12 protein-coding genes are annotated in these 13,892 nt (G+C 64.7%); 8 read left to right on the forward strand and 4 right to left on the reverse strand.

The window, feature by feature from the left end:
- Positions 1 to 33 precede the first annotated feature (33 nt).
- Both PFY01_RS07215 and PFY01_RS07220 read left to right on the forward strand, forming a co-directional pair.
- Complete coding sequence (locus PFY01_RS07215) at positions 34 to 2,763, forward strand: valine--tRNA ligase (protein ID WP_271042955.1); 2,730 nt, start codon at positions 34 to 36, stop codon at positions 2,761 to 2,763.
- Positions 2,764 to 2,902: 139 nt separating this feature from the next.
- Positions 2,903 to 3,634 (forward strand): TlyA family RNA methyltransferase, encoded by a 732-nt coding sequence (locus PFY01_RS07220; protein WP_271042956.1) that lies wholly within the window; start codon positions 2,903 to 2,905, stop codon positions 3,632 to 3,634.
- Between the two features lie 123 nt (positions 3,635 to 3,757).
- On the opposite strand, the gene PFY01_RS07225 is transcribed toward PFY01_RS07220, so the two are convergent.
- Positions 3,758 to 4,420 (reverse strand): glycine zipper 2TM domain-containing protein, encoded by a 663-nt coding sequence (locus PFY01_RS07225; RefSeq protein WP_271042957.1) that lies wholly within the window; start codon positions 4,418 to 4,420, stop codon positions 3,758 to 3,760.
- 196 nt (positions 4,421 to 4,616) lie between these two features.
- Here PFY01_RS07225 and PFY01_RS07230 point away from each other — a divergent pair, with 196 nt between their 5' ends.
- Positions 4,617 to 5,861: a class I SAM-dependent RNA methyltransferase gene (locus PFY01_RS07230; RefSeq protein ID WP_271042958.1), complete on the forward strand. Its 1,245-nt coding sequence runs from the start codon at positions 4,617 to 4,619 to the stop codon at positions 5,859 to 5,861.
- Positions 5,858 to 6,259: a hypothetical protein gene (locus PFY01_RS07235; RefSeq protein ID WP_271042959.1), complete on the forward strand. Its 402-nt coding sequence runs from the start codon at positions 5,858 to 5,860 to the stop codon at positions 6,257 to 6,259. The genes PFY01_RS07230 and PFY01_RS07235 overlap by 4 nt, the downstream gene beginning before the upstream one ends.
- On the opposite strand, the gene PFY01_RS07240 is transcribed toward PFY01_RS07235, so the two are convergent.
- Positions 6,256 to 7,320, reverse strand: a complete 1,065-nt coding sequence (locus PFY01_RS07240) for a PA0069 family radical SAM protein (protein WP_271042960.1) — start codon at positions 7,318 to 7,320, stop codon at positions 6,256 to 6,258. The two genes, PFY01_RS07235 and PFY01_RS07240, sit on opposite strands and share 4 nt — an antisense overlap.
- A 62-nt stretch (positions 7,321 to 7,382) precedes the next feature.
- Entirely contained in the window at positions 7,383 to 8,873 is a 1,491-nt protein-coding gene (locus PFY01_RS07245; RefSeq protein ID WP_271042961.1) for a D-alanyl-D-alanine carboxypeptidase family protein, read from the reverse strand.
- Positions 8,874 to 9,148: 275 nt separating this feature from the next.
- Here PFY01_RS07245 and PFY01_RS07250 point away from each other — a divergent pair, with 275 nt between their 5' ends.
- Positions 9,149 to 9,640 (forward strand): phasin family protein, encoded by a 492-nt coding sequence (locus PFY01_RS07250; protein WP_271042962.1) that lies wholly within the window; start codon positions 9,149 to 9,151, stop codon positions 9,638 to 9,640.
- 61 nt (positions 9,641 to 9,701) lie between these two features.
- On the opposite strand, the gene PFY01_RS07255 is transcribed toward PFY01_RS07250, so the two are convergent.
- Positions 9,702 to 10,175: a nuclear transport factor 2 family protein gene (locus tag PFY01_RS07255; protein WP_271042963.1), complete on the reverse strand. Its 474-nt coding sequence runs from the start codon at positions 10,173 to 10,175 to the stop codon at positions 9,702 to 9,704.
- A gap of 172 nt (positions 10,176 to 10,347) precedes the next feature.
- On the opposite strand from PFY01_RS07255, the gene clpS reads away from it, so the two are divergent.
- From clpS to PFY01_RS07270, 3 genes are all read left to right on the forward strand, one after another.
- Positions 10,348 to 10,677: an ATP-dependent Clp protease adapter ClpS gene (clpS, locus tag PFY01_RS07260; RefSeq protein WP_017504641.1), complete on the forward strand. Its 330-nt coding sequence runs from the start codon at positions 10,348 to 10,350 to the stop codon at positions 10,675 to 10,677.
- A 13-nt stretch (positions 10,678 to 10,690) separates the two neighbouring features.
- Positions 10,691 to 12,991 carry an ATP-dependent Clp protease ATP-binding subunit ClpA gene (clpA, locus tag PFY01_RS07265; protein WP_271042964.1) on the forward strand — a complete coding sequence of 767 codons (2,301 nt, stop codon included), beginning with the start codon at positions 10,691 to 10,693 and terminating at the stop codon, positions 12,989 to 12,991.
- A gap of 93 nt (positions 12,992 to 13,084) precedes the next feature.
- Positions 13,085 to 13,891 carry a hypothetical protein gene (locus tag PFY01_RS07270; protein ID WP_271042965.1) on the forward strand — a complete coding sequence of 269 codons (807 nt, stop codon included), beginning with the start codon at positions 13,085 to 13,087 and terminating at the stop codon, positions 13,889 to 13,891.
- Position 13,892: the final 1 nt, after the last annotated feature.

Here is a 13,892-nt window from a genome sequence, read left to right on the forward strand (position 1 = left end):
CGCCCTTTCGCATTTTGCAAAAGACCTATTCCAATGCTTGAGAAGACTTTCGAACCCCAGGCCGCCGAGCCCCGCCTTTACGCCCAGTGGGAAGAGAGCGGCCTGTTCGCGCCCCGCACCGACGGCGCCGCCGAGGCCTATTCGATCGTCATTCCGCCGCCGAACGTGACAGGCAGCCTGCATATCGGCCATGCGCTGAACAACACCCTGCAGGACATCCTGGCCCGCTATCACCGGATGAAGGGCAAGGCGGTGCTGTGGCTGCCGGGCACGGACCACGCCGGCATCGCGACCCAGATGGTGGTCGAGCGCAAGATGGCGTCCGAGGGCAATGTCGGCCGCCGCGACATGGGCCGCGACGCCTTCATCGACAAGGTCTGGGAATGGAAGGCCGAGAGCGGCGGCACCATCGTGCGCCAGCTGCGCCGTCTGGGCGCGTCCTGCGACTGGTCGCGCGAGCGGTTCACCCTGGATGAGGGTTTGAATGCCGCCGTCCGCAAGGTCTTCGTGCAACTGCACAAGGAAGGCCTGATCTATCGCGACAAGCGTCTGGTGAACTGGGATCCGCATTTCCAGACCGCCATTTCCGATCTTGAGGTCGAGCAGCGCGAGATCGACGGCGCCTATTGGCATTTCGCCTATCCGTTGGCCGACGGCGTGACCTATGAACACCCGGTCGCCTTCGATGAGGACGGCAGGGCCACAGAATGGGAGACGCGCGACTTCATCGTCGTCGCCACGACCCGGCCCGAGACCATGCTGGGCGACACCGGCGTGGCGGTGCATCCGGATGACGGGCGGTATGCCGGCCTGGTCGGCAAGTTCGTGACCCTGCCGATCACCGGCCGTCGCATCCCCATCGTCGCCGACGATTATGCCGATCCGACCAAGGGTTCGGGCGCGGTGAAGATCACGCCGGCGCATGATTTCAACGATTTCGGCGTGGGCAAGCGAGCCGGCCTGCCGTCGCTGAATATCCTCGACGCTTTCGGGCGCATCACTGACGTCGATACGCCCGACGTGCCTGCGGATTACGTCGGGCAAGACCGTTTCGCCGCGCGCAAGGCCATTGTCGCTCGCGCTGGGGAAGAGGGCTGGCTGCGCGAGATCGAGAAAACCAAACATGTCGTCCCGCATGGCGACCGCTCCGGCGTCGTTATCGAGCCGTGGCTGACAGACCAGTGGTACGTCGATGCCAAGGTCCTGGCCCAGCCCGCGCTGAAGGCGGTGGAGCAGGGCGATACGGTGTTCGAGCCGAAATCGTACGAGAAGATCTATTTCGAATGGCTGCGCAACATCGAGCCGTGGTGCATCTCGCGCCAGCTGTGGTGGGGGCACCGCATCCCGGCCTGGTATGGTCCGAACGGCGAGATTTATGTCGCCGAGACGGAGGAGGACGCCCGCGAACAGGCGATGGCCGACTATGATTCCGAGGTCGCCCTGACCCAGGACGAGGACGTTCTCGACACCTGGTTCTCCTCGGCCCTGTGGCCGTTCTCGACCATGGGCTGGCCCGAGAAGACCGAGGACCTAGAGCGCTTCTATCCGACCAGCGACCTGGTCACGGCGGCGGACATCATCTTCTTCTGGGTCGCCCGGATGATGATGATGGGCCAGCACTTCATGGGCGAGGCGCCGTTCAAGCGCGTCATCATCAATGGCCTCGTGCGCGACGAGAAGGGCCAGAAGATGAGCAAATCGAAGGGGAACGTCATCGACCCCCTCGGCATCATCGACGAGCTGGGCGCTGATCCGCTGCGCTTCACCATGGCCATCCTGTCGGGCACGCGCGACATCAAGCTGTCGAAGCAGCGGATCGAGGGCTATCGCAACTTCGGCACCAAGCTGTGGAACGCCGCCCGCTTCAGCCAAATGAACGAGGCGCGCCGGGTGGCGGGCTTCGATCCCGCGAGCGTCGATCAAACGATCAACCGCTGGATCCGCGGCGAGCTGACCAAGGCCGAACGCGCCGTGTCCGAGGCCATCGAAGGCGGACGCTTCGACGATGCGGCGGGCGCCCTGTACCGCTTCGTCTGGAACGTCTTCTGCGACTGGTATCTGGAACTGGCCAAGCCTGTCTTCCAGGGCGCCGATGAAGCCGCAAAGACCGAGACGCGGGCGATGACCGCTTGGACGCTGGATCAGACGCTCAAGCTGCTGCATCCAGTCATGCCCTTTATCACCGAGGAACTGTGGGCCGAACTGGGCAAGGAAGGTCCGGCCCGCGACGGCTTGCTGATCGGCGCCGAGTGGCCGGTGCTGCCGGACGCCTTCATCGACGCTTCGGCCGAGGCCGAGATCGGCTGGCTGGTCGATCTGGTCGGCGAGATTCGCGGTCTGCGCGCCGAAATGAACGTGCCGCCGTCGGCCAAGCCGCCGCTGGCCTTTGTCGCGCCCGACGCCGTGACGGTTGAGCGAATCGCCCGCCATCGCGATCTGATCCTGACCCTGGGCCGGGTGTCCGAGGTCGGTTCTGCGGACGCGGCGCCGACAGGGGCCGTGACCTTCGTGTCCGGCGGTTCGACCATCGCCTTGTCCTTGGCGGGCATCATCGATCTGACCGCCGAACGGGCCCGTCTGGAGAAGGAAATCGCCGCCTTCGACAGCGACATCGGCCATGTGAACAAGAAGCTGGGCAACCCCAACTTCGTGTCCCGCGCCGCGCCGGAAGTCGTCGACGAACAGCGCGCCAAGCTGGCCGAGGCCGAGGCAGGCAAGGTCAAGCTGCAGGCGGCGCTGGCGCGTCTCAGCGAGATCGGATGACCCTCCCTCCGCTCATCCCCGCGAAAGCTGGGACCCAGCGCTTTGGCCGATCCAGCGTAGGATCGGTCTCGACATGCATGATCCAAGGCGCGTGCTTTGCGAAAGAACTGGGTCCCAGCTTTCGCGGGGACGAGCGGAAATGAGGGGGCGAGCCGACCAGATTCTCGTCGCCAGAGGTCTGTTCGACACCCGCGCCCGCGCCCGCGCCGCCATTGAGGCGGGGCGCGTCAAGGCGGACGGTCGTCTGATCGTCAAACCGTCTGAACAGATCGCCGAGGATGCCGAGATCGACGCCCAACCCGCCCACCCTTGGGTCGGGCGCGGCGCGCTGAAGCTGGACCACGCCCTGACCCTGTGGCCTGTCGTCGTCGAGGGCAGGGTGGCGCTGGATGTCGGCGCATCGACCGGCGGCTTTACCGAGGTGTTGCTGAACCGCGGCGCGGACAAGGTGTTCGCCGTCGACGTCGGCTTCGGCCAGATGCACGCACGGGTGTCGTCCGATCCACGCGTGATCAATCTGGAGCGCACCGATGCGCGCGACCTGACGCCCGATCTGATCCGGCAGCCGCCGTCGCTGGTCGTCTGCGACGCCAGTTTCATTAGCCTGATCAAAGTGCTTCCAGTCGCGCTCGATCTTGCAACCCCTGGCGCGGAGCTGGTCACCCTCGTCAAGCCGCAGTTCGAGGCGGATGGCCCGGGCGGCGGCAAGAAGGGCGTGATCAAGGATGCGGCGGCGCATGCGGCGGCCGTGGAGCGCGTGCGCGACTGGCTGGAGGCGCTGGGCTGGGCGGTGCAGGCGACAACCGAAAGCCCGATCACCGGCGGTGACGGCAATGTCGAGTTCCTGCTGTGGGCGAAGAAGCCGGGCTAGGGCCGTAACCCCAAACGGGCTCAAGTAGGCCGAAGGCCGATAGCCCCAAAACAAAGAGAAACCGCCGGAGGATTGCTCCTCCGGCGGCTCCGTCACGTCGTCGATCGACAGGGGGGCTGAAAATTAATCGACGACGCGATAGCGGCCGTACTGGTCGGGGCAGGTGCGGACGTAGCGCGTGTCCGTGCGACCATCGGGCAGACGGATCTGGCTTTCAGCCAGGCGGCATCCGTCTGAATTCTGATAGGAGTCGACCGGGCGCGAGCGGTCGTCGTAATAGCCGCCACGGCTATAGGCATAGTCGTCGCGACGGTCGTAATCGTCGTAGCGATAGCCTTGGTCGCCGGTGTAACGATCGTCGTAATAGCCGTAGCTCGGTTGGCTGTAGCCCTGGGCATAATAGCCGTTCGAGCCATAGCTGCTCTGATAGCTGCGGCAGGCGTCCGAGCTGGACCGACCGACCTGCGACCCGACGACAGCGCCGAGCACGCCGCCCAGGATGCTGCCTTCCGTGCGTCGACCGCGTGCGGCCAGTTGCGAGCCGATGACGGCGCCCGCGCCGCCGCCGATCACCGCGCCGGCGCCGGTGCGGCCTTGGCGCTCACGCGCGCAAGGATCGTAATAGCGGCCGCTGTTGTAATCGTACGAGCGGCTATAGGCGCCCGTGCCATAGTTGTGGCTATAGCCGCTGCCGTAATAGTTCTGGGCCGACGCCGTGAGCGGGGCGGCCGTGACGCCGAACGCCAGGGCGGCGACGGCGGCGATCGATGTTTTCGTGAGACGCATTTTCCAACCCTCTGAGGACCGAACGGTTTTCCGTCAAACGTTAACGGCAAAGCCTCGTGTCTCGTTGCACTAGGATTTACGACGGCGAAGCTGAACGGCAATTGATCGGTTCGTTCATCTTCGTTCATGTTCAGCAAACCTGCCGCGATGGCCCTGTGGCTTGAGCGAAGGGGGACCTGCGGCTAGAAGCCCGCCGATGGATATCCTCACCATCGACCGCGTCGGCGGCCAAGGCGACGGCGTCGCCCAGACGCCGTCTGGCCCGGTGTTCGCCGGCCTGACCTTGCCCGGCGAAACGGTGCGCGGCGTCGTCGCGGACGGACGGCTGGAAGAGGTCGAGATCATCACGCCCAGCCCCGACCGGGTCGCACCGGTCTCGCCTCAATATGGCGACTGTGGCGGCTGCTCGCTGCAGCATTGGTCGGAAAAGCCGTATCTGGATTGGAAGCGAGAGCAGGTGCGCTTGGCCTTGGCGCGCGAGCGGATCGAGACCGAGATCGAGGCGACGGTGGCGACCCCGCCGGCCAGCCGTCGCCGCCTGGCTCTTCATGCCCGTCGCACCCAGGATGGACGGGTTGTGCTGGGTTTCAAGGCGCGCCGCTCCTGGCGGCTGGTCGAAGTGAAGGCCTGTCCGGTCGCCGATCCCCGGATCGTGGCGGCCATTCCGGCGCTGACCCAGGTCGCGGCCGCCTTTTTCGAACATCCGAAGTCCGCGCCGACCCTGCACGTCACCTGGACCCTGTCGGGGCTGGACGTTGATGTGACCGGGGTCGAACGCCGCTCGGGCGGCGGCCTGTCGGCTGACGCCCAGATGCAGGCCATTCAGGCCGCGCACCGGGCCGATCTGGCGCGCCTCAGCCTGGCGGGCGACACCCTGGTGATGGCGCGCCAGCCCAAGGTGGCGTTTGGCCCAGCCACCGTGTCCCTGCCGGCGGGTGGATTTCTGCAGGCTGTCCCTCAGGCCGAGGCGGCGATGGTTGCGCGCGCGCTGGCGGCGGTGAAGGGCGCAAAGAAGATCGCCGATCTGTTCTGCGGCGCAGGGACCTTCACCTTCCCGTTGGCCACGGTAGCGCCGGTGATCGCAGCGGACGCATCCAAGCCGGGCATCGATGCGCTGAAGGCCGCCGTCGGTTCGGCCAAAGGGATGAAGGCCATCACGGCCGAGGCGCGCGATCTGTTTCGGCGGCCGATGAATCCCTATGACCTGAAGGGATGCGACGCCATTGTGTTCGACCCGCCGCGGGCCGGCGCGATAGACCAGACGGCTCAGATCGCGGACACCAAGGCCGGCGTCGTCGTGGGCGTGTCGTGCAATCCTCAGACCTTTGCGCGTGATGCGCGGGTGCTGATCGATGCCGGTTTTACTTTGGAGACGGTGACCCCGGTGGATCAATTCCTGTGGTCCTCGCACGTCGAACTGGTAGGGGTTTTCAAACGATGACCTTGGACGACACGAGCGAAGAGGACGGCGGCGGTTTCGACGCCGACGACTGGACGCGGCTGAAGCCGTTCACGGGCGCCGTGGCGACGCTGGACGACGTTCAAGCACGACGTGCGGTGTTCGCCTTGGGCGAGACCGACGATCCGCGTCCCATCGTCATGGACCTGCCCCAGCCGGTCATCTGGTGGGATGAGGACGGTGAACAGGCGGCGGTGGCCGTTCAGGCCGAAAGCCATCTCGGCGCCGATGGCGAGGAGATGGAAATCCTGGGTCTGATCCTGCCGGACGGAGAGGGCGCGGTGGCCCTGATGGAGGACGTCGATCTGGTCGATGACGCCGACCCCACCTGGCGCGATCTGGTCACGCGCGCCATCGACCCTTCCGCGGCGGACGACTAACCGAACAACTCCAGCTGCGGCCGAGCGTCTGCGGGCACTCGGAACTGGGTTTCGTCCAGCAGGCGGAGCGGGGTGTCGAGGCCGTAGCGTTTGACGGCGGCCTTGAACCGCGTTCCGATCAGTTCGGCGACAGGGCCGGTTCCCTTCATCCGCTGGGACCAGTCGGCGTCATAATCCTTGCCCCCACGCGTCTGGCGGATCAGGGACATGACGCGCGCGGCGCGATCCGGGTGGGCGTCGGCCAGCCATTCCCGAAACAGATCCTTGATCTCAAGCGGCAGACGCAGGGTGACATACATGGCCCGCGTGGCCCCGGCCTTGGCGGCGGCCTCCAGGATCGCTTCCAGTTCGTGGTCGTTCAGACCGGGAATGACGGGGGCGAACCCGACCCCGACCGGACAACCGGCGTCGGCCAGGCGGCTGATCGCCTCCAGCCGCTTGGCGGGGGTCGAGGCGCGCGGCTCCATCGCCCGCGCCAGCCCACGATCCAGGGTGGTGATGGAGACGAAGGCCGAGGCCAGCCCCGCCTTGCCCATCGGGCCCAGAATGTCGGCATCGCGCGCGATCAACACCGACTTGGTGATGATGCTGAACGGATGCCTGAATCTTTGCATGACCTCCAGAATCGAGCGCGTCGACTTCAGATCACGTTCAACCGGCTGATAGGGGTCGGTGTTGCCGCCTATGTGGATGCGCTTGCATCGGTATCGGGGTGCGAGGAACGCCTGTTCCAGCAGACTTGCGGCCTGGGGCTTGAAGAAGATCCGGCTCTCGAAATCCAAGCCCGGGGATAGGCCCATCCAGGCATGGGACGGACGGGCGTAACAGTAGATGCAGCCATGTTCGCAACCTTTGTACGGGTTGATGGAGCGGTCGAAGCCGATGTCCGGACTGTCGTTCCGGGCGATGATGGTGCGGGCGTGTTCAGGGGTGAGGGTTGTGCGCAGTGGCGCGGCCTCGGCGTCGTCTTGCGTCCAACCGTCATCGAACGACTGATGCTGCTCAGGCTCGTAGCGGCCGCTGACATTCGAACGCGCGCCTCTTCCCTTGGCGGTTTCCATGGGAAGGACGATGCGACATCATCCGGAACAAAGCAAGAACATTTGTTCTCGCCGATTTGGTCTCAGTCGGGGCCGATGACCATGCAGGTCACGCGACGCGCAGCCAGCGCCTCACAGGCGGACTTTGCGCCGGTTTCGGTCAGGCCGACGAAGCGCGAGCGATACCAGTCGCCGGCGGTCTGGACGTTGCGTTCGGCGGTGGCGAACTGATCGCGGAAGCGGCGGTTGACCTCGGTCAGCCAGTCGGTCGCCACCTTCTCTTCGCGGAAGGCGCCGACCTGCACTGCCCAGCGACCGGCTGGCGTGCGGGCAGCGGCGCGGGCGGGTTCACGCGTTGCGGACGACGCCGAGCGACGGGGCGTGGTGGATGGGGCGACCACAGCATTGGCCGGCGCGCCGTTCAGCGAAGCGGTGACATTGCGGGGCGCACGCGGAGCGGCAGAAGCGGCCGGCGCCGAACCAATGGGCGGCAGCGTCGCGGCGGCCCGCTGGCTGGCTGCGCGCTCCGACGGGGCAGGCGCGACACGCGTCGGCAGGGCGGCGGGCGCCGGTGCGGCCGTATAGGCGACAGCGGTGGATTCCGCGCCGACGCCGTCCTCGTCGTCATTGACCGAAGCATAGGCGATCGGGGCGTCGGCGATCGCCGACCCAACGCCGAAACCACGCTGCTCGAAGAACGTCTGGGCCACCTGGATCCGCTCGCCCTGGGCACGGCGGCGCTCGACCTCGAAGCCGGTGTCCATGAGTTCGGCGACGTGGGCGTTGCGGCTGGCGGTCGAACGGCCGCCTAGGACCACGGTGATCAGGCGTCGCCCGTCACGCACGGCCGAGGCGGCGAGGTTGTAGCCCGAGGCGTTAGTGTAGCCGGTCTTCATCCCGTCATAGCCGCGCCCGGTCGGCAGCAGGCCGTTGGTGTTGCGGTAGTTGCGGCCGTTGTAGGCCCAGTCGTGAAGGCCGAAATAACTGTAGTACTGAGGGAAGTCGCGCATGATCGCGCGCGCCAAAATGGCCTGGTCGCGTGCGGAGGTCACCTGACGTGCGTCCGGCAGGCCGTTTGCGGTGTAGTAGCGCGTTTGGGTCATGCCCAACTGCGCGGCCTTCTGCGTCATCATATTGGTGAAGCGGGCTTCCGATCCGCCGATGTGCTCGCCAATGGCCAGGGCCATGTCGTTGGCGGACCGCACAGCGGTGGCGCGCATGGCATTGTCCAGGGTGATGGTCTGGCCTGCAGCCAGGCCCAGTTTCGATGGCGGCTGGGACGCGGCGCGCGGCGAGATCGTCAGCACGTCGTTCACATTGGCCTTGCCCTGAGACAGCGCCTCGAACGTCAGATACAGCGTCATCATCTTGGTCAAGGACGCTGGATAGCGACGGCTGTCGGCGTTGCGCGCGAACAGGACCTCGCCCGTGGCGGCGTCGATCACGATGGCGGCGTAGCGGCTGTTCTCCTGGGCCGAGTAGGCGGTCTGGGCCTCGATCGGCCTGACGTTTGCGCCCAGAACTAGCGAAAGCGCGAGGACGGCGAATAGGCCACGGCGGAGCAAATGGATCATGGGCGGGACAACCCCTCGGTGAGCAGGGTGCGACAGGCCCCCCGGCCGTCACGAACAAACAGCTAGCATAGGAAGCGCGGGTTTCGTGGTAATTAACCGCGCGTCAACGCAAATTTGACCGGTCGATCGAGGTTATCGCCGATCATATTGTGCATTGCACAAAACGCTTGAAAAACCTTCGCACTTGCAGCATATTGTGGGTCTGCGAGATCCTCTCGCGTCATTATTTCCGCCCTCAGGTCCGTCCCCAAGGGCCTTTTATCTGAGAGACGATCATGGCCGACGCCGCTGAAACCGTGAAGAAAACCGCCGACCAAGCCACCGCCGCCGCGACTTCGGCCGCCGCCAAGGTCAAGGCGCAAGCCGAAACCATGCAGGCTGCCGGCACGCAGGCCTTCCGTGAAGGCATCGACAAGTCGACGGCCTCGATGGCCGAGCTGAATGCGCACAGCAAGAAGACCCTGGAAGCCATGGTCGAGTCGGTCACCGTCGCTCAGAAGGGCGCCGAGGCCCTGTCGCAACAGGCGCTGGGTTTCGCCAAGTCCTCGTGGGAAGACGGCGTCGCCGCCTCCAAGGAACTGTCGACCGCCCGTTCGGTACAGGAGTTCTTCGAACTCCAGACCGCCTGGGCCAAGAAGTCGATGGAGCGCTATGTCGACGAGCTGACCAAGACGAACGAGATCGTCACCGCCACGGTCAAGGACAGCATCAAGCCGATCAATGAGCGCGTCACCACCTCGGTCGAAACCTTCCAGGCCGCTCGCTAATCCCGCGAACCGCCTGAAGAATCGAGAAGGCCCCGGAGTTCGCTCCGGGGCCTTTTTGCTGTCAGGGCAGGGCGGAATGGTCGTAGCTGAAGACCCGCGCCAGCTTCCACGCGGCCCCCTCCTGTTTCCACATCTGGGTGAAGCGGGCGCGTCCGACGCGGGTTTCGGGTCCGTCGCCCTGGCGTTCGTAGAAGACGTGCTCGCCCGTTTCGACTGCGCCATAGTTGTTGATGGGATAGACCGCCAGACCGTCCCGCAGGGCCTCGCGCCGGGTCCGCCACGCGTCGCGCGCGCTGCGGTCCTGACAGCGCGCGGCGTATTGCGACACGAAGCTGTCGGCGTCGGTCGCCACACGCCCGCCTCGGTCGTCGAAGAATTCGAAATCGTCGGCGAGCATGGCCCGAAGTCCGGCCGGATCGCAGCCCTCGAAGAAGACAGCGAACAGTTTGGCGTCGGCCGCCATGACGGCGGTTTCCAGCGGCGTAGGCTGGGCGAAGGCGGCGAGCGAAAGGGCGGCGACGAGGGCGGCAGGCATGGCGATCGGGAGCTGTTCAACTTGAGGCGCTCAACCTGAGCCGTTGACCGCCTGCGATCACGTGAAATCTTTGTCAGACGCCCTTCACGAAAGCCGTGACTGGACGCCGCTTCAATTCAGGCCATCATTCCCTATCTGAGAGCCAAGACGACTCCCCGATTACGGAACACGAATGCCCATACAAAGGCCCGGTGAGACCGGCGGCGGTCAAGGAACCGCCGTCGTCACCGAAACAAAGCCGAAACTGCAAAAGCCCTCGCTCTATCGAGTGCTGATTCTGAACGACGATTATTCGCCGATGGAATTCGTCGTCTATGTGCTGGAGCGGTTCTTCCAGAAGAGCCGGGAAGAGGCCACCCGCATCATGCTGCATGTGCATCAGCATGGCGTCGGCGTCTGCGGCGTCTTCACCTACGAAGTCGCCGAGACCAAGGTCGCGCAGGTCATCGAGACGGCGCGCCGCCACCAGCACCCTTTGCAATGCACGATGGAAAAGGACTGAGAGGAGCCTCCCTATGCCTTCATTTTCCCGTCCTCTCGAAGAAACCCTGCACCGCGCGGTGGGATACGCCAATGCGCGCAGGCACGAGTATGCGACGCTCGAGCACCTGCTGCTCGCGCTGATCGACGATCCCGACGCGACCGGCGTCATGCAGGCCTGCAACGTCGATCTGTCGGCGTTGAAAGCGGCGCTGACCCTCTATGTCGACAACGACCTGGCCGCCCTGGCCACCAGCGACGGCGAGGACGCCAAGCCGACCGCCGGCTTCCAGCGCGTGATCCAGCGCGCGGTGATCCACGTCCAGTCGTCCGGCCGCGAGGAAGTGTCCGGCGCCAACGTCCTGGTCGCCATCTTCTCCGAGCGCGAGAGCCACGCCGCCTACTTCCTGCAAGAGCAGGACATGACGCGCTATGACGCGGTCAATTTCATCGCCCACGGCATCGCCAAGAAGGCGGGCGCCAACGAGGCGCGTCCGGCCAAGGGCGCTTCGCCCGAAGAGGCCGAGGATGCGTCCGCCGTCAAACAGGGCGGCGAGGCGCTGGAAGCCTATTGCGTCGACCTCAACGAGAAGTCGCGCCAGGGCAAGGTCGATCCCCTGATCGGTCGTCAGGCCGAGGTGGATCGCTCGATCCAGATCCTGTGCCGTCGGACCAAGAACAACCCGCTTCTGGTTGGCGATCCGGGCGTCGGCAAGACCGCCATCGCCGAAGGTCTGGCCCGCAAGATCGTCAACGGCGAAGTGCCCGATGTCCTGAAGGACGCCACCATCTACTCGCTCGATATGGGCGCGTTGCTGGCCGGCACCCGCTATCGCGGCGACTTCGAGGAACGCCTGAAACAGGTGGTCAAGGAACTGGAGAACCACGACAACGCCGTGCTCTTCATCGACGAGATCCACACGGTGATCGGCGCGGGCGCGACTTCGGGCGGGGCGATGGATGCCTCGAACCTGCTGAAACCGGCCCTGGCGTCCGGCACGCTGCGCTGCATGGGATCGACGACCTACAAGGAATATCGCCAGCACTTCGAGAAGGACCGCGCCTTGGTGCGTCGCTTCCAGAAGATCGACGTCAACGAGCCGACGGTCGAGGATACGGTGAAAATCCTGAAGGGCCTGAAGACCTACTACGAGCAGCACCACAAGGTCCGCTACACCGACAGCGCCGTGCGCACGGCGGTGGAGCTGTCTGCGCGCTACATGACCGACCGCAAGCTGCCGGACAAGGCGATCGACGTGATCGACGAGGCCGGGGCGTCGCAGATGCTGCTAACCGAATCCAAGAGGAAGAAGGTCATCGGTCAGAAGGAGGTCGAGGCCGTCATCGCCAAGATGGCCCGCATCCCGGCCAAGTCGGTGTCCAAGTCCGACACCGAAAGCCTGCGCGAGCTGGAAACCGATCTGAAGCGTGCGGTCTTTGGCCAGGAGCAGGCCATCGAACAGGTGTCGGCGGCCATAAAGCTGGCGCGGGCGGGTCTGCGTGATCCGAACAAGCCGATCGGCAGCTTCCTGTTCAGCGGCCCGACCGGCGTCGGCAAGACCGAAGTCGCCAAGCAACTCGCCGCCACCTTGGGCATCGAGATGCAGCGCTTCGACATGTCGGAATATATGGAGCGCCACACGGTCAGCCGTCTGATCGGCGCGCCTCCCGGCTACGTCGGCCATGACCAGGGCGGGCTGTTGACCGACGCGGTCGATCAGCATCCGCACGCGGTCGTGCTGCTGGACGAGATCGAGAAGGCCCACCCGGATGTCTACAACATCCTGCTGCAAGTGATGGACAACGGCATGCTGACCGATGCGGTCGGTAAGAAGGTCGATTTCAGGAACGTCATTCTGATCATGACCACCAACGCCGGTGCCGCCGACAACGCCCGCGCCTCCATCGGCTTCGGCCGGGGCAAGGTCGAGGGTGAGGACGACAAGGCCATCCAGCGCCTGTTCGCACCGGAGTTCCGGAACCGCCTGGACGCCATCGTGGCCTTCAAGCCCTTGCAGGCCGACACGATCCGCTCGGTGGTGACCAAGTTCATCCTTCAGCTGGAAGCCCAGCTGGCCGACCGGAACATCACCATCGAACTGACCGACGAGGCGGCCGACTGGCTGGCCAAGAACGGCTTCGACGAACTGTACGGCGCGCGTCCGCTGGCGCGGGTCATTCAGGACTCGATCAAGAAGCCGCTGGCCGACGACATCCTTTTCGGGCGTCTGACGCGCGGCGGACACGTCAAGGTCCAGCTGAAGGACGGCAAGATCGACTTCGACATCAAGAGCGCCAACGCGCCCGCGAAGGCCGAGGAAGAAGAGACGGCCTGATCCTCAAAGAGGCGAAGGCGGAAGGCCCGGCTGGAAACAGCCGGGCCTTTTTTATGACCCATATTGCTGGAGAACTAAGCGGTGGAGGGCGTCATGACATTGGGGATTCTAAGAGCGCTGGTCGTAGGTGCTGCGGCGTTGTGTGTGCTAGTCGCGGCTTATTGCATTCACTTCCAAGGTTTTCATTTCGGAAGCGTTGGCCTCTTCGTGGCGGCATTCGCGATCTGCCTACTAGGCGCTGATCGCACCTACGACTGGCTTTCGAAAAGATCGCGCAGCTGGGTCGCCGCCTATTCGTCCGCGGCGTCTGTGTTGATGATTTGCGCTTTCGTTGTCGCCGAACTGATGGTGCGTCTGAACTTCGACAACCGAGCTTCAGTCTATCCCTGTATGACCGGTTTCGGAATCGTCGCGACCGTCGCGTGGGTTGCCTTAGATCTAATGTTACGTGGAAGGCTCGATACGACCGATAAATGGATCAAGCCCACTGTGGCAGGGTTGGCGGGTGTAGCCATCCTTGGCTCGCTTTGGGCCGCTTTCGCTGTTCCGATAGTGAGAGCGCAGCATGTCACGCCCGTAGACTGCGCTTTGATGGCGCAAGCTTTGAAGGACTTTTCTCCGGAGGGCGTCGCGGGTGGAATGCGTTTGGAGGCGAGGGCGAAATGCGATTGGCGTTCTTTAGGGCTGCCTGAGCCGGGTCGTCATCAGAGCGATATGATCGGCGAATTTCACCCTTGGTTTTCCGTCGAGCCTCCGACTTATTCGCTTTTGAGAACGCGGGCTGCGCTGTCGGTCGGGCAGGAATGGGTCATGTTGGGCGGTGGTGGCCAGACTTGCTTCTATTCCCGAACGCTCAAAGGGTGGCGGCAGGATCATTGCGAAACCAGCTGGATCAGCTGAC

Source organism: Brevundimonas vesicularis (genome assembly GCF_027886425.1).
GTDB lineage: Bacteria > Pseudomonadota > Alphaproteobacteria > Caulobacterales > Caulobacteraceae > Brevundimonas > Brevundimonas vesicularis_C.